Source organism: Moraxella bovis (assembly GCF_025985205.1).
Classification (GTDB): Bacteria; Pseudomonadota; Gammaproteobacteria; order Pseudomonadales; family Moraxellaceae; genus Moraxella; species Moraxella bovis.
Genome location: NZ_CP087840.1, coordinates 2,397,992 through 2,418,593, shown reverse-complemented (window position 1 = coordinate 2,418,593; position 20,602 = coordinate 2,397,992). Strand labels below are relative to the sequence as shown.

Here is a 20,602-nt window from a genome sequence, read left to right as displayed (position 1 = left end):
TCTACCTGTTTTCCACTACTCTTTGATAAGCTTAGGGTGAACGGAAAACTGGTTTTGCAGGGAGTTTAATATTATTCATATTCAATACGCCCCCAATATTGGCATAATCTTTGCTTATTATTAGTGATAAGTAATTGGACTTCTTGATGATTCACCATAATTTAAAAAAATGCTTGCTCTTAGGATTGGGACTGCTACCTGTGTTGGTGTCTGCCGACATTAATCCTTTGGATTTGGATGCATTACTCATCCGTGCCACCCAAACACACCCCTTGGTGAATGCTGCCAAAGCCGATGAAATGGCGGCAGTTGAGGGTGTGCGTGCTGCCAAATTAGGCATGCTACCAACCCCCACGATTAGCACAGGACATGACAAAAATGACGGTCTGGTTAGCACCGTTACCATTCGTCAGCCACTGTGGACAGGGGGGCGACTGACAGCACAAATTAACCAAAGCATTTATGACAATAAAGCCGCTAATGCTTATGTATTTGAACAGCAAAACACCGTCGCCAAAAACACCATCGACATCTGGCGGGGCTACATCTACGCTGTTGCCTTGCAGGAGCTGTATGCTGACAGTTTGGCACGCCTAAAAGAGTTTGAAGAGATGATGGAGCGTCGGGTGGCTCAAGGCGTGTCGGCAAAGATTGAGCTTGATTTGGTAAAAAATCGCATCTATCAAGATCAAAACTCGCTACAAAATGCCATAGAACAAGAGCGAGTTGCTGCCGCCAGACTCTCACAGCTTATCGGTGAAGAGTTGGGCGAAAAAAAATACAACATCACCATGAAGTCCCTAACAGACTATGCCAAAGCACAGTCGGTAAATTTTGAGACGCAGGTGTTTGGCAATTCAGGCAGTCATCACCCTAGCGTGGTACGCCAGCATTTTCAAGTAGAAGCCGCCAAACAAGAAGCCAAAGCTCAGGCAGCAGGGCGTTATCCTAATATCTATGCCCAATACCAACACACTTTTGAGCATGAGAATAACGAAGATGATGGCGATTTTTCGGTGGGTATGTCCTATGACCCGGGGGCGGGTTTTTCATCACTTGCCTTAACCCGTGCTGCCAATGCTCGTGCCATGAGCCTAACCCAAACCCAAGAAGCGACACGACGAACGGTTATGGAGGGTTTGCAGACTCAGTATCAAGAATTTACTTCAGCACGAGACAGGGAGCAGTCCATCAAACTTGCCATCGATGGGGCAAAATTGGTGGTGGACTCCTATGGTCGTCAGTTCATCGCAGGGCGAAAATCATGGCTTGAAGTGCTAAATGCGGTGCGTGAACACACCCAATACGAACAGCAACTCTTGGAAGTGCAAAGTCAGATGGTGGCAAGCTTTTATAAGCTACAAGTAGATTTTGGGGCGATGGATTGGCAGTCGGAGTACGGTAGTATCCATGCACCTGTCAGTGAGTTTCGACCTTATCGCACATTTTTGGCGTGGCGTAAGACCAATGCTCAGCCAACACCAAAGCTAAGCACTCCAATGGCTGATGGCAGTTTTGTTAATCAGCAGGATTTATGGATAGAGCCACCTCGCTTAGCAGATGAGATGGATAACGAGATTGATGAGATTCATTCATCAGATGCCCAGATGGAGCATATCATTGATGGTGAAGGTGTGCAAATGGGCGAGCAAGTTCAGTCTGTGGATGAGTACAATACCGCCTTTGACCACTGATGACTTTAAATAAGCAAATCAATAACTCAATCTGAGCCTATCAAAAATGGTTGTAGTAAACTTATCGTCTGACAAAATGATGATGGCATGTTTCAACACCGGCAGGTGCAAGTCTATTTTAAGCCAAATGGTGTCGTAATTAAGTTTTTTACCCATATTTACAAATTATATTTATCAAATATTGTCATGCCAAAGTGTGACAAGCCAAGGATAACTGATGTCGTTAAACCAAACCACTGACCACCCAGACAACCAACAACTGCCAAAACAATACGCCAGTAATAATGCCTTGGGCATTGCGGTGTTTGAACTTTTAAAAGACGTGGGCGTGACCGTGGATAAAAATCGTCTGGATACCGCTTTGTCACGTGTGTTAGAATTTAAGTCGCACAAAGAGAAACTTTCTGTGTTGCTTGAGACGTTGGGTGTGGTTGATGAGCCTGACATCATGGATGAGCCTGATGCTGCTTACATGCCGTTATTTGTCCATCATAAATCGCTTGGCTATGGTCGCATTGTACAAAAATACGGTCTAAGCTGGCTGTTTGAGAGTACCGAAGGGCGAGTTACTTGTCAGAGTTCGGACTTGGATTTTGTGGCAAAAATCAGGGTGTCTGACAGGTTAATCAGTGAAAAAAAGGTCAGCTTTCACGACCTGCTTATGGAAAACCTTAAAGGACATAAGCGTGTGGTGGTGGAGGCGGTTGTGGCTTCGCTCATCATCAACCTGCTTGCCCTTGCTGTGTCGCTATTTTCCATGCAGGTCTATGACCGCGTTATCCCGACAAACAGCAAATACACGCTCATCATTCTAGCGTCAGGTGTGGCAATCATGATTTTATTTGAGGCAGCGATGAAATTTGCTCGCTCAAAAGTCATGGATAAGATGGTCATTGGTGTTGATGAGAGGCTCTCTCGCAGTATCTTTGAACGACTGCTTGCGGTGCGTGTGGATAAAATGCCAGGTTCGGTAGGTTCGCTAGCAGCTCAGCTTCGTGGTTATGAGCAGGTGCGTTCGTTTTTTACGGCAAGCACGCTGTTTACGCTTGTCGATATCCCGATGAGTATTTTGTTCATCATTTTGATTGCGGTCATCGGCTCGCCCATTGTTGCCGTCATTCCACTTGTCGCTGCAGTAATTGGTATCATGTTGGGTTTATCTAGCCGTAAAAAAATTGATAAAATCTCCGCCGAAAATGCCACCGCATCCTATCTAAAAACGGGGATTTTGGTGGAGACGGTCGAGGGCATGGAAACCATCAAGGCAGGTTCGGGCAACTGGAAGTTTTTGTCCAAATGGCTAGATGTAACAGGTGATACCATTGATAACGACCTAAAAATGCGTCATGCCAATGACAATCTAAATTACAGCGTGCAAATGCTCCAACAAATCAGTTATGTGGGGATTGTCATCACGGGGGCATTTGTGGTGATGTCGCAAGCCATGACCATCGGTGGTCTGATTGCTTGTACCATCCTAGGTGGGCGTATTTTGGCTCCCATTATGAATGCCCCCAATCTATTGGTGCAATATTCGCACGCCAAAGCCGCCAAAGCTAACATTGAGCGACTCTTTGAGCTAGAGCAAGACAATAACGACGTCGCTCACCCACTTGCCCCATCTCGCATTCATGGCTGGTATCAGTGCCATAACATGGCTTTTAGCTATGCAGGCAATGAGCGAAATGCCCTAAATATTGAGCATTTGGACATTAAGGCAGGTGAGCGGGTGGCGATATTGGGCTCTATCGGCTCTGGCAAATCCACTTTGCTAAAAATCCTATCAGGTCTGTATATGCCCACAGGCGGTCATGTGCTGTTAGATGGACTAGACATCAGTCACATCAGTCGTGAGTCCATGAGTGAGCAGGTGGGCTATCTACAACAAGACCATCGTCTGTTCCAGGGGACACTTCGTGAAAACTTGCTGATTGGCATGCCTGCTCCGCCTGATGATGTCATCAGGCAAGAGCTACATCGCACGGGGCTTATCCGCTTGGTGTCGGGGCATTCTAGCGGTCTAGATTTGCCCATTAGCGAAGGTGGTAAGGGTCTGTCAGGTGGGCAAAAACAACTGGTTGCTTTCACCCGCTTAGTGCTGACCAAACCATCGGTGTGGCTACTTGATGAACCAACGGCATCCATGGATAACATGCAAGAGAATCAATGCTTGCAAGTGCTTGCCCAAGAACTCCAAGACCCTACCAAGACACTTATTGTTTCAACTCATAAAATGGGACTCTTGGCATTGGTGAATCGCATCATCATCATGGCAGATGGTAAAGTGGTCATGGATGGACCTAAGCAGGCGGTGCTATCACGACTTATCCAAAATGAGCAAAACGCCAAAGACGCCATGAAAAAAGTGGAGAGTGGTCAAGCACAACAAAGTATTGACCAGTCACCCAATAGCCCATCCAGTCAGCCATAAGGAAGCCTCTAGTGAGTCAAAAAAACTATCAAAAAGCCAAATCACGCAGTAAGCCCAGTGTGATTATTTGGGTGGCACTGGTAACCATCATTGTGCTTATTACATGGGCATCATTTGCTAAAATCGACCAAGTGACCCGAGCTCAGGCGACTGTCATCGCATCTGACCGCACCCAAGAGATTCAGGCGGCGGACAATGGCATTTTGTCAGAACTGCTGGTCAAAGAGGGCGATGATGTCAAAAAAGGCGACCTATTGGCGATATTAGAAGAAGAGCGTGCTAAGGCGGCATTGGATAACTCGGCAACCAAAGTGGCAGCCCTGCGTGCGAGGGTGGCACGTTTGGAGGCGGAGATTTTTGACCGCCCACTAAATTTCCCAGAAGAAGTGCAAAAGTACACCGAGTACGTCCAAAACCAAACCGAGCTATACAACCGTCGCCGCCAAGCCATCACCCAAGATGTGGCGTCATTACAAAAAATGCTTGACCTTGCCAAGCGAGAGCTTGCCATGAACGAACCGCTATTGGCTCATGGCGACGTCAGTCAGGCGGATGTGATCAGACTTCGCCGTCAAGTGGCAGACATCGAGGCACAGATTACCAACAAACGCAATAAATACTTTGAAGATGCCCAAACCGAGCTGACCAAAGCCCAAGAAGAGCTAGAATCTGAGAGCGAACAGCTCAGAGACCGCACGCAGGTGTTAGAAGAAAAACGGCTATTTGCTCCTGTGGACGGCAAGGTGAATAACATCGCTGTTACGACCATTGGCGGGGTGGTGCGACCGGGTGATACGATCATGCAACTGCTTCCGACCAGTAGTGATTTGATTGTGGAGGCAAAGGTTCAGCCTGTGGACATCGCCTATGTCAAAGAAGGTCAGACCGCCAGTGTCAAACTGGACGCTTATGATTATTCTATTTTTGGGGCGATGAATGGCGAGGTCATCTACATCAGCCCAGACACGCTCATGGAGAAAACCCCGCAAGGCGATAAGCCATATTATCGGGTGCAGATTCGTATTGCGGGGGCTCAGGTGGCGGCTCGTGAAGATGAGATTGTCATCAAGCCAGGTATGACCGCCAGTGTAGACATCAAGGCAATGGAGCGGACGGTATTATCCTATCTAACCAAACCGATTACCAAGACATTGTCCGAGGGTCTGGGCGAGCGATGATTTGCATAAAACATGGCGTATGCTATGTTTTATGTGATAATTATATTTTGTCAAAAGTCTAAAAGAGTTATGTTGATAAACAAAAGCGTGAATTTTAAAATTCACGCTTTTGTTGTTAGTTAAGATAACGCCTGTGAGTTGGTAAGTTGTTGATGATAAATCCAAAAATTTCATCAATGTTATAATTACGCTCGGCACTATAATAAATAGGCGTAGGAATGGTTAATCCTGTTGCTTCTTTGATACGCTCTTTGGTGGAATGTACTTTTTCATTCAAAAACTCAATCAATCTGGGCTGTGGCTGATTTTTCTCAAAATCCCAATACCGTCCACTCATTGCCATATCAGCCTTGTTAATTGCAACCAATACACGACTAGGCTCAATATTTGGTAAAATTACATCGGTTAGAAGTTTATATGAAGTACCCAAATCACGGCTACTGCCATCTAAAATCACCAAGACTAAATCCATCAAAAAATACGATTTTTGTTTTGATGTACAGGTATCTCTCAATAAAAAAACCAAATTTTTAGCATGGCGTTCGTCCGCTTCTTTACCATCGCCAAAACCTGCTGTATCATACAGTCGAAAACTCTGACCCACACGATAATCAGCCACAATCTGCGTCTGTGGCTGAGAACCTTTGCCAACCTCTGCCACATCCGAACCAAACAAGGCGTTAAGTGTAGAGCTTTTGCCCACCTCTGTTGCCCCCACTAGGACAACATCTAAGGGGGTGAGCAATCTTTTTTGGTTAAGTGCAGATTGTAGCTGTATGGTGCGAGTATGACTCACTCCTTGCTGATTATTCATCATAAGCCTAACCACTTACCAATTTTCTTAGCCCCTTTAATGATTAAACCACCTGTCTTAATGGTAACATCTACCACATCTTTTAAATCGTCAATACGGTTGAACAGTATTTCTTTTGCAAAGTCCACGCCTTCTGACACAACTTCTTTTAAAGAGTTCCAAATAGAATCATCCACTTCTTTTTGATAATCTTTAAGACTATCACTCTTTTCCCACATTTTAGCATCTTGGTTAAGCTGAGTGGCAATAACCACACGCTTGGTGGATTTGGTATGTCTTAAAATAAATGCTAATAGTTTAGATAAGTTATAAGGCTGTTCTTGTGTGTCATCATCGGTATATCCTGCCGAATAATAAATCACATCAATATCTACCCCTGTCGCTTCTTTGATGCGTGATTTGGTGGAGTTTACCTTTTCGTCCAAAAAATCAATGAGTTTGGGTTGTGGTTCGCTCTTTTCAAAATCCGAGTATCGCCCACTCATCGCATTATCGGCTTTATTAATAGCAACAAGCAAACGGCTTTTATCATTGCCTAGATTAGGGATAATCACACTATTAATCAGCTCATACGAAGTGCCCAAATCACGACTGCCACCGTCCAAAATCACCAGCACCATATCAATCAACAATTCGCCTTTGCTGTCTTTTTCAGTAAGTTTACTGATAATGGCTTTGGCGTGGCGTTCGTCCGCCTCTTTACCGTCACCCAAACCAAGGGAATCCCACAAAATTACATTACCAAGCTCGTAGCTGGTAATACTCATCGTTTCAGGATTGGAGCTTGTGCCAATTTTGGCTTTTTCCATACCAAACAGGGCATTAATGGTGGACGATTTGCCCACGCCCGTACCACCCACAATCATTAGATTGAGCTTGGTATTTTTTAGGCGGTTGATATTTTGCAAAAATTTGGTTTTATCTGCTTCGCTGATACTCGTATCTTTCTCAATGTTACTTACAACATCGTTAAAATTAGTCTCAAAACTCATGATTTTTTCCTTAAATGGTTAAAAAATGGTTGCATATTGGCAGTCATGCCTTTACAATGATAGCCAAATTTACCCCAAAACACCAACCATTTGTTGAAAAACTCAACCAAAAGTTACCTATGAAAACCCAAGACAAAATCCGAGCCATTCGCACCCAACAAAAAATCTCCCAAGAACAAATGGCAGAACGTCTTGAACTCACCCCCCACAAGCCTATTCAAAAATAGAATCAGGCAAAACCAAATTAAACCTAGACCGCATTTAACAAATTGCCCATATTTTAAATATTGATGTTACTGAATTAATTCATAATAATGATAATGGTGTATTTTTATTAATTAATGAGAATTGTACAAACGAAAATCTAAATAATGGAGCAATTATTTATCATAGCAATCCAAATCATGAGCAAAATTTAGTTCATGAAAATGACAAATTACAACTTATCATTACCCATAAAGATGAAATCATCACCCAATTACAAAATGAAAATTCCTTATTAAAACAAATGCTTGATTTATTAAAATCCAACCAATCCCAATGATTTATTGATAAAATAAAAACGTGGCACTCACCACGTTTTTATTTACCCAAACTTAGCCCAACACATAATCCACCACCACAGGAGCGTGGTCAGAATACCATTCATCTCGGTAAACCCACGCCCCTACTGTGCGAGCCTTCCAGTCAGGTGAGCAAGCGTGATAATCTATCCGCCAGCCGACATTCTTGGCACGAGCCTGCCCACGATTGCTCCACCACGAATAAATGTTGCTGTCAAATCGCACCACCCGAAACGTATCCACATAGCCCAAATCATCATAAATATGGTCAAGCCACGCCCGTTCGTGGGGCAGACAGCCAGACGCTTTTTGGTTGCCCGACCAGTTTTTGATATCAATGCGTTTATGCACAATGTTATAATCACCGCAGACGATGATGGATTTGTTCTCGTCTCGCCAGCGTTTTAAAATGGCTTTATATTTTTCCAAAAACTCATCTTTACGAGCCTGAGCGTCATCGCCTGATGAGCCAGACGGCAAATACAAAGACGCAATGTGTACAGGTGTATCTAGTCCCCATTCACTGAGGTCAAACTGCCCACAGGTAAACCGCCCTTGCGTGTCGGCAGTGTCAAAGCCCAGCCCGTCCGTTGGGATAAAGGGCAATTTACTATAAATCGCTGTGCCAGCATATCCCGCTCTCTCGGCAGGGAATAGATGAGCATGATAACCCACAGGCTTAAATTTATCCGTCCACTGCCCATGGGTTATCCGTGTCTCCTGCATACATATCACGTCTGCGTCCGACTTGACAATAAAGTCAAATAAGCCCTTTTTCTCAGATGCTCTTAGTCCATTGACATTGATAGATACCACCCTTAGGATACGCTTGTCGCCATGTTTGGCAAGGTAGGCGGATTTGGGTGGTATGATGTCGTTGGGTTTGGGGTTTAGGGCGGTTGGGGCTTGTGGGTTGGGGTGTAATGGGTTGATGTCGGTCATGGTATCGTTTATTTAAAAGATTTATAAAGGGCAAATTTTACCACAAAATGCCATGAATATTTGTATAAATCGTGATTGACAAGGGCGTACTGAATATTGATAACATTTATTTGTATTTTATAAAGATTTATGCTTTTAATCTATTTTTGCATGAAAAATGGCTAAATCTTGTTTTTCATAATAAAAGCTCGTTTGATAGAATGACTATCAAACTTCACTTTTTCCTTGAAAAACGGGCGATTTTTCTCATTTTTCATGGCAAACACCAACATTCAACACGCCCAAGCCAAACAAAAACCACCCAAATTGATGAGTGGTTTTTGATGATTTGTAAGCGAATGATTAATCAATGATAAAATGCTCAATGTCCATGTCGGTCATCACTTCGCTTGGGGCGGTCATGCTGTCGGCAAGCCCACTCGTGCGTGGTAGGATTTTATCAAAGTAAAACTCTGCTGTTTGGGTTTTGGCAAGGTAGAACTCACGGGGTTGTTCACCGCCATTTTTCATCTTATCAAAGGCAATCGCCGCCATTCTTGCCCAGTGGTACGCCATCATCACATAGCCTGAGTACATGAGATAGTCTTCGGACGCTGCCGAGATAATCTCACGGTTTTTGCGTTTGGCGGTAATGGCAAGGCGACCAGTTAGGACGTTCCATTCGGCACACAGCTTGGTCAATGCCCAAACGTATTTACGCATGTCTTTGTCAAGGGCATAATCGCCACACCACTTCATGATACTGGCGGTATAATCACGCACCACTTTACCACCGCCTTGTAGCAGTACCTTACGACCGAGCAAGTCTAGGGCTTGTACGCCTGTCGTGCCTTCGTACAGCGTACTGATACGAGCATCACGGGCGATTTGTTCCATGCCCCATTCTTTGATGTAGCCATGACCGCCAAAGATTTGCAAGCCGTTTTTCACAGACTCTTGGGCGATTTCGGTCAAAAAGCCTTTTAGTACAGGCGTGAAAAAGCCCATTTTGTCTTCCCAACGCTCAATCTCTTTTTTGTCGCCACGCACGGTCGCATCCGCCAGTTTGTCCGAATAACGCCCAACGTGATAAATCATGCTTCTCGCCCCTTCGGTAAATGCCTTTTGGGTCAGTAGCATACGGCGGACATCGGCGTGATAGTGAATGGCATCAGCAGGTTTGTCAGGCTCTTTGGTGCCAGACAAGGCACGCATAGAACGGCGTTCTTTGGCATAGGGCAGTGAGTTTTGGAAAGCAAGCTCCATGTGAGCCAAGCCTTGAATGCCAGTGCCGACACGGGCGGTGTTCATGTAGGTGAACATCGCTTTTAGCCCTTTGTTTGGCTCGCCAATCAAAAACCCTGTGGCGTTGTCAAAGTTAATCACGCACGTGGCGGACGCACTAATACCCATTTTGTGTTCGATAGAGCCGCAGCTCACGCCATTACGCTCGCCCATGTTGCCGTCATTGTCAGACAGGAATTTTGGCACGATAAATAGCGAAATGCCTTTGGTGCCAGCAGGGGCATCAGGCAGGCGTGCCAGTACGATGTGTACGATGTTCTCGGTCAGGTCATGCTCGCCAGCACTGATGAAAATCTTAGAGCCATTAATGGCATAAGTGCCGTCATCGTTAGGTTTGGCGGATGTTTTCATTTGGTTTAGGTCGGTGCCGCACTGGGCTTCGGTCAGACACATGGTGCCAGACCACTCGCCAGTAACGAGCTTGGGTAGGTATAGGTCTTTTTGCTCGGTCGTGCCGTATTCCAAAATGGTATTGACCGCTCCAAGCGATAGCCCCGGATACATGGCAAATGACCAGTTGGCGGTGCCAAGCATCTCTGATTTGATGAGATTGAGCGACATTGGCAGAGCCATACCGCCATACTGTTCAGGGTAGGCAATGCCTTGCCAGCCCCCTTGGGCGAACTGCTCGTACGCTTCTTTAAAGCCTTTGGGTGTGGTAACCTCGCCGTCCTTAAAATGACAACCTTCGGCATCGCCTGACTGATACAGGGGGGCGATGACGTTTTCGGCTAAGTCGGCAAAGCCTTCTAAAATCATGCCAACCGTTTCGCTGTCGGCATTTTTGCCATGCTCAAAGGTTTTGTAGTGGCCTGGATAATCAAAGACTTCATTGATGAGAAATTTGATGTCCCGTAGGGGGGCTTTGTACGTTAGCATAAGACAGCTCCTTTGTGATAGATAAATAGGATAAAGGGGAAATGTGTGAAAACATCATTTCCTTACTATACCTTATTTTGTGATTTATGCTAGGGGTTTTGTGTTAAAAATAACTATTTTTCATAAATTTTTATTATTTTTATAAAAATAAATTATAAATCTAGCACCACCTTATCCAAATCCACCGCCCGACCTGTCCACAGCTCAAAGGATAAGCGAGCTTGATTGATAAGCATGCCCATGCCGTCTATCTGTTTGGCGGTGTTAAAATGCTCCAAAAAAGCAGACGGTTTGCCATACATCATGTCATACGCCACATCCGCCGACACACCACCCAAATCCAGACTTTGCCCTGTGGTCGTGGCGGACGTGGCATTGATGATGACATCAAAATGCCCTGTGAGTTCGTCTAAGCCGTGAGCGTTGATAGTAATGCCCTGTGTGGCAAACTCTTGGGCGAGTGTTTGGGCTTTGGCAAGCGTGCGATTAAACACCGACACTACCGCACTACTTTGGATAAGCGATAAAATCGCTCCCCGAGTTGCCCCACCTGCCCCGAGTATGGCGACTTTTTTACCGTGCAAATCCACGCCACGCCCCACCAAATCCGCCACCAGCCCCCGACCGTCCGTGTTATCGCCATAGAGCTTACCATCTTTTATGGCAAGTGTGTTTACCGCCCCTGCGTTTTTGGCGTATTCGCTTAATGTACCGACTTCTTGGCAGATGTCAAACGCCATTTCTTTAAAGGGCAAGGTTACATTCGCCCCCACGCCCCCGCCATGAAAAAACGCTTCGATGACCGCCTTAAAACTGCCAAAATCATCAGGGCAAAATTGGCGGTTGTAGCTGATGTCAAGCCCCACAGAGCGAGCAAAGGCGGTATGAATGGCAGGGCTTTTGGAGTGGCTAATTGGGTTGCCGATGACGATAAAGTGGTGCATACATTGTCCTGATGAATTTAAAATAAAGGCTCTGGTTCAAAAAGCATGCTGCAAAGAAAACCGTTCGTGGTGAGCTTGGTAAACCTAACGGTTTTCCTACTCGCAGGCAGGCTCAGGGCGAACGGAAAACCTAGTTTGGCATACTTTTTAGACTACTACCAAAATAAAAACTGTTAAAATGACCCAAAAACGGCTACAATAACCGCCATTATTTTCCCACCATTTAACGGCTAACGCAAGCCATTTTACCATTTACCATTTATATCAGCCATGACCGACACCAATTCTGCCCCTGCCAAAAAATCCTTTAAAACCCCCATCATCTGGGCGGTCATCATCGCCTGTACTGTGGTATTGGCGTTGTTTTTTCGTCCTACCACGCACAAGGATGTGGTGCAAGATGACGGCGAGCCAAAGGTTTATGAAAAAGTGGTCTATGATGTGGCAAATTGGCAAGCAAATCCTGCCATCAATGAGACAGGGCAGGGCGGGTTTGAGCGTGCCAAAACGCTGATAGCTCCGACCGCCACCAAGTCGGACGCCTTGGATTTTCATGGGGCTATGGCGGACAAATACAGTTATACATCAGGACACGAACCGCCCCTATATGTCATCGAGTCGGATAAGCTCTTTGAGCTGGCATGGTACTATGCTCATCCCAAAGACAGCGATACCATCAAGCAGGCAAGCCACGCCCACGCTAAAAAAGCCCACGCCCTTGTCACTGCCTTATATGGCGATGACGGCAAAGCGGTGTTGGAGCAAATGCTGACAGAGCAAATGGTTGGGGCAGAGCTACTACAAAAGCATGGCATATTAAAGGCAGAATGCGTCAATTATACCTGCCAGCTTATCATGAAAAAATAGACAAATAAAAAGGTGTAAGGATATTTTACATTGTCTATATTAAATCTCTTTCCAAACTAAAAATAAACCCTGATAAACACTGGGTTTGAAGTTTTTAAAAATCTATAAAAATCGGGGTTTGGAAAGAAGTCTATTATCATGAGCAACCGTAGGGCGTGTAACACACACTGCTTATTGGACTGATATTTTAAAAATCACCCAAATTGGCTTTACCACCACCAATAAGGATGGTACGGATAGCCATACCAACCACCATAACCATAATGCATGCGGGTCATGCGTTCGCTCATCTGATGTTGCTCTAAGCCCATCATGTTGGCACGGTGTAGCTCTTCTAGGGTCTTGCTGTCGCCGACATCACACACGCCTTGTAAGGTGTAGCCCATTCGCCCCATGTTGTAGGCGTTGTCTATGGTGCAGTAGGATTTTAACCCTGCTTGGCGACCTTGCTCCCATAACGCACGGTCAGGCGTGGCAAGCCCTTGGCAGGTTTTGGCATGGCGTAATATCTCTTGACTGCTTGCTCCACGCAGACCGTCAGCAAGACCCACCTGCCCCCAGTTGGCAGATGAGCAGTCGGCTTGTTTTAATGTGGCAGTTGTAGCACAGCCTGTGAGTGCGAGCATGGGTAGGGCGGTGAGTAGGAATGCTTTTTTTGTAATAGGTTTCATGGCGGATTGCCTTTTATTATTGATTAAAAAACGCACAAGCATGGCTTATGCGTTTTATTTGGCTGTATTTAGCCAAGACAGGCTAACTTGTTCGCTACCATCAGTGAGCATGGCTGTGCATGGGGTGAGTGCTTTCGCATTTTAGGCTATACACCATGCCATCAGCAGTGGTTATGTCCAACGCACCAAATTTGTTTTTAGTGCGCCATTCATATTTTGAATTAGGATTGATGTCATTAACAAACAGCATGCCCGATGCAGAAGGGGCGAGTCTTAATTCAACATCGGCACCAGTTAGGCTTAAGCTAGGAGCGGTGATGTTAAGTAGAGCTTGCTCGGCATCAGGGTTGTAGTTGGCAACAATGTTGGCATCTTGGTCGCAGACATAGGTTTTTGACATGATGCCATGATGATGTTTTTTGCCATGCTTATACTCATGCTTGTCGCCATGTTTGTGGGCGTGCTTGCCTTGCATTTCTTGGGGTTTGGGCTGTTTGATGGTTTGGCTGTTATTCGTGGTACAGCCTGTCAACACCAAGGCACCCACAGCAGTCGCAATCAATAATTTTTGCATGACAATCTCCTTAAAAGATAAAAATAAAATCAGTTATCATTTAAATGATATATTTATTATAAATGAAATTCCACTGCCTTTTGTAACAAATTTTTTCAAAATAAGAGTAAACTTGTAAAAAACTTTAACACAACTTTTATCGTGAAAAACTGATGTGATAAAAGGCAGGTATGCCCTAATCATCATTTTCTTTTAAAATAGCCATCATGCCTTGACTTTATTTTATTCAAAAGCTATATTTTAATGACTTGCCACACTATCTCACGCTAAACGCCATGACAAAATCCCTGCGAGCCCATGGAGCAACCACCCAAAACAGCGAGCTGATGAGCCTATGGAGTGATGTGGGCGTGGCGGACTGCCGTGATGAGTCTATGAGTGAGCTTGTGGCAAGGCTAGCAGGCACGCCCTAATCGACCAAATACACCACGTTATCGCCGTCTTTTTTGATGACATGGTTAAGCTCTAAACGCTTGATGATGTCATCGATATCAGCATTTTGACCGCCCCGAAAGCTAAAAATCGCCTCTAAAAATGTCCGTAGGGCAGGCAGGCGATTGGGCTTGCTTTTTAGCACTCGCTCCAAGCAATAGTCATAATCGGCAGAGGGTGGCAGTTTTTGGGTAGGGGCGGATGATGGGTTTTGGGCAAGCATGAGTTGCCCGAGCAGATGATAAGCCAGTTTTAGCTTGTCCGTATCAGATAAGGCGGACGCCAAATCAAGGACGGTGCGATAAGACATGGGAGTTTCCTTAAATCATGGGGCTGATAATGATGGCACTGATGGGTAATGAAGTTGGTTTATTGTATGACAAACACGGATAAATGAAAAGATCAGATAACAAAAAGCGGACATGTTGCCCGCTTTTTGTTTTTTTGTTTTTGGCATGATTAATGTTTGGGCGGTTCGCCAACACCTAAATACATCTCATCATTTTTGGCAAGGGTGGGATGGTCAGCGTCTTTGATGTTGGCACGCAAGACAAAATAACCCACAATACCCGAGATAAGCGAGCCTAGGATAATGCCTAAACGTGGGTCATAATCCTCAGGAATGCCGCCAAAGGCAAGCCCCGAGATAAAGAGCGACATGGTAAAGCCGATACCGCAAAGCAGAGAGACGCCATAGATTTGCATGAAGTTTGTGCCTGTGGGCAGTTTGACCAAACCCATTTTGACGACCAAAAACACAGGAATTATCACGCCAAGCTGTTTACCAATAAACAGACCTAGGGCAATACCCATGGGTACGCCGTGCATGAGCTCGCCCATGTTAGTCCCCGCCAGCGAAATCCCTGCATTGGCAAAGGCAAATAGAGGTAAGATACCAAAGGCGACAGTATTGTGTAAATCGTGTTCTAGCTCTTCTAGGGGTGAATGCTCAGGGTCGGCGTTGTTTTTCAAAGGAATAAAAAATGCCAAAAGTACGCCTGCTAAGGTTGCATGCACGCCTGATTTTAACATGGCGGCCCATAGGATAAGTCCGATAAGCAGATAAGGCGTGAGACGGGTGACGTTTAGGCGATTTAGTAGGAATAAAAAGGGCAAACACACCGCTGCCACGCCCAGTGATATCAATGATAATTCAGACGTGTAGAACAAGGCAATGATGATAATCGCCCCGATGTCATCAAAGATGGCAATGGATACCAAAAATACTTTTAAGGCATTAGGGACTTTGTTGCCGAGCAAGCTAAGCACGCCAATGGCAAAGGCAATGTCCGTGGCAGCAGGGATTGCCCAGCCTTTTAGAGCCTCAGCATCACCATAATTTAGTCCATAATAGACCAAAGCAGGGGCGACCATGCCACCGATGGCACAGATGGCAGGCAGAACGATTTGCTTGACATCGGACAGCTCACCTATCAAAGCCTCACGCTTTAATTCTAGACCCACCAAAAAGAAAAAGACCGCCATCAGACCGTCATTAATCCAATGATGAGCGTCTTTGGCAATCTCAAATTGACCAATTTGCACCACGACAGGAGCATGAATAAAAGCATTATAAAGTTCAGATAAAGGTGAGTTTGCAACAATCATTGCAAGTACGGCAGCTAAGGCAAGGATGATGCCCCCAGCAGCTTCTAAGGCAAAAAAGGCTTTTATGCGACTCATCGACATGACTATCTTTTCCTATAAATATAAATGAAGGAACAAAACCTATAATTATAAAAATTAGTTATAAATAAAAATTAACCAATCTTGTGAATATATCACAAAAATTAATAATACGAAAGCAGTTTTGTGATTATTTGTGTAAGTTTTCTTTCTGTGGGTTTGCCAAATGCAAGTGCTGTAAGATGATATCCGTGCATATGGACTAGGTGTTTGGATGATTAATCTGACGTCAAACTCGGGTTGTGACATCTATTAGTTTGTGAGTGACGATTAGGTATTTTCATGCAAATGATTATTTTTCCTATGTGGCGTACGTCTTTGATGTTGTCAATAAAAAATGACTATTTAAAAAGCAGGAAAACGTAGGCTGTGAATTTTCTATCAGACAAGTTTTTACGCTGAAAAATCATCTGTCGCTTAACTTGAGTGAACGTTAAAATTTTGCTTTAATTCTATATTTTAATCCTTACAATAATGTTTACATTTGTTTTGTATCCAATAATATGGCAATACAATAAAAATGACTTGCAAAGTAATTAAAAATAAACAAATGTACCGTATGATGAATCTATCATTTTTATTGATTCTTTATTAATTTTTTCTTAATAATTAATGAGTATTTTGAAGAAATCATATCAGTGTATAAATATTATAAATATCTTATATTTACCGAATATTTTATTGCTACTGCTTGGCATGTTGCTTGGTTGTGGCAAAAACGTGGCGATAATAAGGTTTTTATTTTAAACAAAAACTTGTGTTTGTTTCGATGATCAATAATTAATGAACATATATACTCTATTTAATATTTCTTATTTATTCGTAATATTGCCATAAAAATAATACATTATTTCTATATTAACTAAACTGTTAATATTTGTAAATAATAAACATTTGTTTATCTAAAAAAATAAATAATATAAATCAAGCAATTACAATCTTATTTTTGAAAATACAATAATACTGCAATTGCTTAATCTAGACATTAAGTTTATTTTTGATTAAAATTGCCAAAACTTGTGTAAATAAGTTTCACCGAATTGATACTTTAAGGGTATCAATATTGCAACATGGTAAATGATTGCTATGTTGTTGGGCATTGCATAAATTGTCTATAATAACTTGTTATGGATGATTGATGGCAATGATAAACTTAGTGACAATGATAAACGCAAAGAGGTGTAATATGTCATTACAAACTCAACCTGCCAAGAGAGGGTTCTATGTTAAGCCTTTAAGTATGGCTTGCATGCTGGTAATTAGTGCTAGTAGTACGGTAAGTTATGCCAACTCAGCTCCAATGATTGTTGATTCACAGTACAATAGTTCTAAATACTCTTTCTACGATTACTATTTAGATTTCCTTAAACGTTTTAGACCAACTCCAACTCCAGTGCCAAGCCCTGTGAGACCGGCTCCTGAACTCGTTCGTCCGACCCCAGCCCCGATTCCGGCTCCAACGCCTGTGCCAATACCGGCACCAATTAGTGGCGGTATATCAGGTAGCTATATTGCTCCAGTATCGCCATCAGAGGTGAGACAGCCTGATTACACAAGACGCGTTCAAGCCAATCTAAAACGCAACCAACCTGCACCAAGTGCTGGCACACGTACAGGTTATAGTGTCATGGATACGTCAAATAATTCTAATTTGACATCTAAATTTTATGGCACAACCGAAGATGGTTATGCCGAGCGTCTTGACAACCTAAAGAACACCATTGATACACGTCAAGCCAAAGTAGGTGTGATTGATACAGGCATTAACCGCTTCAACCGAGACTTGGTTGGTGCAAATGTGCATGATACACAGATTGAGTGTGTTTCTGCTGGACGTTCCACCTGCTATACGCCAGAAAATGATTCAGGCATTGTTGAAATCCCAACAACCTCTGCTAGTGGTAGTCATGGCAACCAAATGGCGGCTGTCATCGCTGGTAACAACGGCATGACCAACGCCAAAATTTACGGCAGTGACAGTATTGATCGACGTTCAAATGGTGGCAACCATTTCTTGATGATGCGTAAGCTGAACCAAGACCATGGTGTCAAGATTTTTAACAACTCTTGGGGTTCTAACAACACTGACCAATGGTACTACGATGCTCAGCGCCTAAATTACAATCCTACTACAGGACAGATTAATCCAAATCCTTACAGAACCAGTATTACCAATGCTGAAGTGACTTTGCCTGTCATTCATGATCTTATTATGAATCGTGACTCGCTTATCATTAAAGCAACAGGTAACGAAGGCTTGAACGATGCTCATGATGAAAACCTAGCACCGCTCATGAACAGCAACTTCAAAAAAGGTTTCATTACTGTCTCCTCGCCTAGAGAAGATTTTGGTAAAGCGAATCATTGTGGTCGAACTGCCGAATGGTGTGTATCCGCAACATCATCTACCCAAAATTACGCCAACGATGGCAGACTGAGTAGCTATAAGGGTACATCACCTGCAACCGCTCGTGTGTCCGGCACGGCAGTGCTCGTGCAATCTGCTTATCCTTGGATGAAAAATGAAAATATCTCTCAAACCATTTTGGGTACTGCCAAGGATTTCTCAGAGATTACTGCCAATTCACCTAATGGCTACCAAGGACTAAGAAAGGTTAGTAGATTGCCATCTGGTTATTACGGCTCTTATTACACTGACAATCAGGGTAATTTCTATGTTCCTGGCAATGTCAATTGGGAAAACCGTCGAATTGTCGCTAATCATAACGGCAAGAACATTACATGGGAAGATGGTTGGGGTTTGTTAGATCCAGAAGCGGCCGCTAAAGGTTATGGTGGTTTCTATTGGGATAATGTGGAATTAGACACTAAAGGCACGCCTTTATCTGTATTCTACAATGACCTAAAAGGTGATAAAGGCTTTACCAAAAAAGGTGAAGGTAAACTTGTCTTTACTGGTAATAATAGCTATAAAGGCGACTCTGTCATCGAGGGTGGTTCACTAGAAGTAAATGGTAACAACGGTGGTTCAACCATGGTTGTTAAAGGTGGTGAACTAACAGGTTATGGTAATGTAGCTAATGTTCGTCAAACAGGTGGTTGGGTTAACAACGAAGGTAACCTAAACATCAGAGGTGACTACAACATCAACACTCAACGTGGCGTGGATGCTGGTCTAAAAGCTCAATTTGGCAACATGCTTACCGTGGACGGTAAGGCCAAACTAGGTGGTACACTAAATCTAACTGGTGAGACCAAAGATGGTATCATCAGCAAATCAGGTAGCCGTAGCACTGTACTTCGTGCTAAGCGTGGTCTTGAAGGTCAATTTGACAATTATCGTTCAAGCAACCCATTATTTGAAGTAACAAATGTTGAATATACGCCAGAAGTAGACAGAAATGGCAGAGTGGTAGGTGGTTCACGCACGAACAATGACGTGCAAGTAACTGCCAAACGTCTAAGTGCAGGCAATGTTGTTTATGGCATCAGCATGAATGACAGTGGTAGCCGTGTTGCACAAAACCTAGACAAAGTACTTAATGATTTAGATAAAAAACAAGAAACACAAGGTTCACTGACCAGTGATGAGAAGCAATTTGCTAACCGTGTATTCACTGGTTTTGAAAACATGAATTCTGGTGCAGAATCTAAACTTTCTACAGTAAGCACCAACCGTGAGCTATACAAGCTTGACCCAACTTTCTATGCTGACAGTGCATTAAACGCAGTAGAAGACAGTGCTAACCATGCAACCGAATTTGGTAAGCGTGTTAGCGCCCCAAGAGGTGTTTGGGGTAATATCAGTCACCATGATTATGATGTAGAACTAGAGCATGCTACAAGTGCACGTAAAGGCAACAACATTAGTGTTGGTGCAAGCACTCAAACTGCAGCCGACATTAGTGTTGGTGCACAACTTGATGTAAGTAAACTTGACTTGGAAGAATCTGTTTATGGTATTGGCAACAAAACCAAAACTGACAGCATTGGCTTGACTGTTGGTGCTTCTAAGAAGTTGGGTGATGCCTATCTATCAGGTTGGGTAAAAGGTGCCAAAGTTGATACAGAAGCGAACCGTGGTGAAAACTCTAACAAAGTTGAGTACAATGGTAAGCTATATGGTGCTGGTATCCAAGCGGGTACAAACATTGATACTGCATCGGGCGTGAGTGTACAACCTTATGCCTTTGTTAACCATCAGCAGTACAAAAACGATGGTAGCTTCAATGACGGTCTTAACGTTGTTGACGACATCGAAGCAAAACAAACTCAGGTAGGTGTGGGTGCTGATATGGTGTTCCAAGCAACACCTGCTCTACAGCTTACTGGTGGTGTGCAAGTTGCTCACGCTGTTAGCCGTGACACCAACCTAGACACTCGCTATGTTGGTACAGCGACAGATGTACAGTATGGCACTTGGGATACTGACAAAACCAAATGGTCAGCCAAGGTTGGTGCTAACTATAATGTGACACCAAACAGCCAAGTGGGTCTAAACTACAGCTACACAGGTAGTGGCGATTCAGATGCTTCCCAAGTGGGTGTGAGCTTCACCAGCAAGTTCTAATTCATTAATAAGGCAACAAAAAACAGCACAATTTCGGTTGTGCTGTTTTTTGTGATGCCGAGCGTAAAATTTTCCCAAAAAAAGCGTGATAATTACCACGCTTTTTTATTGCATATTGCA

Annotated in this window: 15 protein-coding genes; 6 read left to right on the top strand and 9 right to left on the bottom strand. The window is 43.9% G+C overall.

Translation table 11 applies throughout. From position 1 onward, the window contains the following. Window positions 1-146: 146 nt before the first annotated feature. The 3 genes from LP107_RS12320 to LP107_RS12310 all read left to right on the top strand — a co-directional run bounded on the left by LP107_RS12320 (window position 147) and on the right by LP107_RS12310 (window position 5,303). A complete protein-coding gene (locus LP107_RS12320) occupies window positions 147-1,694 on the top strand; it encodes a TolC family protein (protein WP_078274856.1) in 1,548 nt (515 codons plus the stop codon). Between the two features lie 217 nt (window positions 1,695-1,911). Further along, window positions 1,912-4,125 (top strand): peptidase domain-containing ABC transporter, encoded by a 2,214-nt coding sequence (locus LP107_RS12315; RefSeq protein WP_264676078.1) that lies wholly within the window; start codon window positions 1,912-1,914, stop codon window positions 4,123-4,125. 11 nt (window positions 4,126-4,136) lie between these two features. Further along, the gene (locus LP107_RS12310) at window positions 4,137-5,303 is read left to right on the top strand and encodes an HlyD family type I secretion periplasmic adaptor subunit (protein WP_115368719.1); all 1,167 of its coding nucleotides are present in this window, start codon (window positions 4,137-4,139) and stop codon (window positions 5,301-5,303) included. 115 nt (window positions 5,304-5,418) lie between these two features. On the opposite strand, the gene LP107_RS12305 is transcribed toward LP107_RS12310, so the two are convergent. From LP107_RS12305 to aroE, 5 genes are all read right to left on the bottom strand, one after another. Then, the gene (locus LP107_RS12305; RefSeq protein WP_228157715.1) at window positions 5,419-6,120 is read right to left on the bottom strand and encodes a GTPase family protein; all 702 of its coding nucleotides are present in this window, start codon (window positions 6,118-6,120) and stop codon (window positions 5,419-5,421) included. Further along, window positions 6,117-7,109, bottom strand: a complete 993-nt coding sequence (locus LP107_RS12300) for a GTPase family protein (protein ID WP_078274852.1) — start codon at window positions 7,107-7,109, stop codon at window positions 6,117-6,119. Before LP107_RS12300 ends, LP107_RS12305 begins: the two co-directional genes overlap by 4 nt. A gap of 596 nt (window positions 7,110-7,705) precedes the next feature. Next, entirely contained in the window at window positions 7,706-8,542 is an 837-nt protein-coding gene (locus LP107_RS12295; RefSeq protein WP_078274863.1) for an exodeoxyribonuclease III, read from the bottom strand. A gap of 414 nt (window positions 8,543-8,956) precedes the next feature. Then, complete coding sequence (locus LP107_RS12290) at window positions 8,957-10,777, bottom strand: acyl-CoA dehydrogenase C-terminal domain-containing protein (protein ID WP_078274849.1); 1,821 nt, start codon at window positions 10,775-10,777, stop codon at window positions 8,957-8,959. A gap of 152 nt (window positions 10,778-10,929) precedes the next feature. Then, entirely contained in the window at window positions 10,930-11,721 is a 792-nt protein-coding gene (gene aroE, locus LP107_RS12285; protein WP_078274848.1) for a shikimate dehydrogenase, read from the bottom strand. Window positions 11,722-11,991: 270 nt separating this feature from the next. Here aroE and LP107_RS12280 point away from each other — a divergent pair, with 270 nt between their 5' ends. Then, window positions 11,992-12,588: a hypothetical protein gene (locus LP107_RS12280; RefSeq protein WP_078274847.1), complete on the top strand. Its 597-nt coding sequence runs from the start codon at window positions 11,992-11,994 to the stop codon at window positions 12,586-12,588. A 209-nt stretch (window positions 12,589-12,797) separates the two neighbouring features. Here the strand turns inward: LP107_RS12280 and LP107_RS12275 are convergent, their stop codons facing one another. Together LP107_RS12275 and LP107_RS12270 are read right to left on the bottom strand one after the other, a co-directional pair. Continuing rightward, window positions 12,798-13,259, bottom strand: coding sequence for a DUF2799 domain-containing protein (locus LP107_RS12275; RefSeq protein ID WP_158079690.1), 462 nt, complete (start codon window positions 13,257-13,259; stop codon window positions 12,798-12,800). A 100-nt stretch (window positions 13,260-13,359) separates the two neighbouring features. Next, on the bottom strand, window positions 13,360-13,833 hold the full coding sequence (locus LP107_RS12270) for an MliC family protein (RefSeq protein WP_078274845.1): 474 nt from the start codon (window positions 13,831-13,833) through the stop codon (window positions 13,360-13,362). Between the two features lie 275 nt (window positions 13,834-14,108). Between LP107_RS12270 and LP107_RS12265 the strand changes: the two genes are divergently transcribed. Continuing rightward, a complete protein-coding gene (locus LP107_RS12265) occupies window positions 14,109-14,246 on the top strand; it encodes a hypothetical protein (protein WP_158079689.1) in 138 nt (45 codons plus the stop codon). Here the strand turns inward: LP107_RS12265 and LP107_RS12260 are convergent. Continuing rightward, window positions 14,243-14,575, bottom strand: coding sequence for a hypothetical protein (locus LP107_RS12260; protein ID WP_078274844.1), 333 nt, complete (start codon window positions 14,573-14,575; stop codon window positions 14,243-14,245). The genes LP107_RS12265 and LP107_RS12260 overlap by 4 nt on opposite strands. A gap of 149 nt (window positions 14,576-14,724) precedes the next feature. After that, window positions 14,725-15,954 (bottom strand): Na+/H+ antiporter NhaA, encoded by a 1,230-nt coding sequence (gene nhaA / locus LP107_RS12255; RefSeq protein WP_078274843.1) that lies wholly within the window; start codon window positions 15,952-15,954, stop codon window positions 14,725-14,727. A gap of 1,402 nt (window positions 15,955-17,356) precedes the next feature. On the opposite strand from nhaA, the gene LP107_RS12250 reads away from it, so the two are divergent. Further along, a complete protein-coding gene (locus tag LP107_RS12250; protein ID WP_162860444.1) occupies window positions 17,357-20,482 on the top strand; it encodes a S8 family serine peptidase in 3,126 nt (1,041 codons plus the stop codon). Window positions 20,483-20,602: the final 120 nt, after the last annotated feature.

Excerpts from the sequence above, each read along its gene's own strand:
- LP107_RS12270 (WP_078274845.1), bottom strand. The coding sequence starts at position 13,833 with ATGCAAAAATTATTGATTGCGACTGCTGTGGGTGCCTTGGTGTTGACA.
- nhaA (WP_078274843.1), bottom strand. The coding sequence starts at position 15,954 with ATGTCGATGAGTCGCATAAAAGCCTTTTTTGCCTTAGAAGCTGCTGGG.
- LP107_RS12300 (WP_078274852.1), bottom strand. The coding sequence starts at position 7,109 with ATGAGTTTTGAGACTAATTTTAACGATGTTGTAAGTAACATTGAGAAA.
- aroE (WP_078274848.1), bottom strand. The coding sequence starts at position 11,721 with ATGCACCACTTTATCGTCATCGGCAACCCAATTAGCCACTCCAAAAGC.
- LP107_RS12305 (WP_228157715.1), bottom strand. The coding sequence starts at position 6,120 with ATGATGAATAATCAGCAAGGAGTGAGTCATACTCGCACCATACAGCTA.
- LP107_RS12275 (WP_158079690.1), bottom strand. The coding sequence starts at position 13,259 with ATGAAACCTATTACAAAAAAAGCATTCCTACTCACCGCCCTACCCATG.
- LP107_RS12265 (WP_158079689.1), top strand. The coding sequence starts at position 14,109 with ATGACAAAATCCCTGCGAGCCCATGGAGCAACCACCCAAAACAGCGAG.
- LP107_RS12280 (WP_078274847.1), top strand. The coding sequence starts at position 11,992 with ATGACCGACACCAATTCTGCCCCTGCCAAAAAATCCTTTAAAACCCCC.
- LP107_RS12290 (WP_078274849.1), bottom strand. The coding sequence starts at position 10,777 with ATGCTAACGTACAAAGCCCCCCTACGGGACATCAAATTTCTCATCAAT.
- LP107_RS12315 (WP_264676078.1), top strand. The coding sequence starts at position 1,912 with ATGTCGTTAAACCAAACCACTGACCACCCAGACAACCAACAACTGCCA.
- LP107_RS12320 (WP_078274856.1), top strand. The coding sequence starts at position 147 with ATGATTCACCATAATTTAAAAAAATGCTTGCTCTTAGGATTGGGACTG.
- LP107_RS12260 (WP_078274844.1), bottom strand. The coding sequence starts at position 14,575 with ATGTCTTATCGCACCGTCCTTGATTTGGCGTCCGCCTTATCTGATACG.